A 1,101-nucleotide genomic window follows, 5' to 3' on the forward strand; every position below is an offset into this window, starting at 1 on the left:
AGACTCTGGATGCCGCCCGATCCCGCCACGGCCTGATCCTCCGGCAGCAGGCGTACTGACGCACACCTTGAGACGATCACACAGCGCAATCAACAGAACCCGAAATGCGCAGGACGTGAATGCTTACCCTATGGCGTGTTCACCCATGTCATCAGTTCATGCCGCAGATCGGTGAGTGCTTCAACCACGCGCGCTCTGACCACATCCCATGCAGCGCCCCAATTCGGTGGTGCGTCGTGGACGCCGAGATCGCGCAGCTTTGCCGTCAGTCCCCCGCCCTCCGTGAGGCCGTGCTGTTCGGCGTTGCGGGCTTGGCGGACGGTTCGCAGTGTCTTGATAGCTCTGTCCACCGCCGGGCGCTGCACTGGGTCTAGGTGATGATGCAGGCAGTTGGTCAGTGCGTCGAGACTACCGCTGATCTCTTTCTTCTTGTCGGTTCCTGGCCGCAAGTGAGCCTCGTCTACCTTGATCCGGTCAATCAGGTCGGCTAGGTCGCTTATGCGCGCCTCAAACTCGGCCCGGGTGGCACATCCCAGGGACAGCGCGGCTGGCGTCGCCACCATACTGAGCGACAGCAGCGGCTTTTTCTTGTCGAAAGCCAGGCGCCAGACGGCATCCAGTACATCAAACGCTTCGGCTAGCTCCAACGGAGACGCAGACGGAAGGGGAGGGGGTTCGACTTCCACGATGCGTTGCCAGCAACGGTGCCCGCTGGCGTGACATAGTCCCGGATCAGTGATCTTATCACTTCCCATATCGCAAAGTGCTTGGGCCAGGGTCCGCCTGACAACTCCTCCCATAGCACGAGAACCAATGACATCCGGGTGCATGAGATGAGAACAGAGGTAACGCGAATCCGGCAGGGCACAGGATCGGCAGATCGGTGTAGATGTTGGTGCTGCCCGCCGGCCGCTGATGACATAGGTGGCTTCCTTCTCGCTAGCGGCGGTGCAATAGAGGTCGCGTCCGCTGCGCTGAACCGCGCCGAGTTTCGTGGAGGCCGGGTTAGCTGGCTGGGGTGAGGATAGCCGGGTCGGTTTGTGTTTGGTAGTGGGTCTCGAATTCGGCTGGTGGGAGGTCGTTGCAGGCGCTGTGGAGGCG

1 protein-coding gene is annotated in these 1,101 nt (G+C 61.3%); it reads right to left on the reverse strand.

From position 1 onward, the window contains the following. Positions 1-128: 128 nt before the first annotated feature. Positions 129-647, reverse strand: coding sequence for a hypothetical protein (locus tag HHX33_RS34650; protein ID WP_182878251.1), 519 nt, complete (start codon positions 645-647; stop codon positions 129-131). Positions 648-1,101 lie beyond the last annotated feature (454 nt).

Source organism: Microbispora sp. H10670, assembly GCF_014161385.1.
GTDB lineage: Bacteria > Actinomycetota > Actinomycetes > Streptosporangiales > Streptosporangiaceae > Microbispora > Microbispora triticiradicis.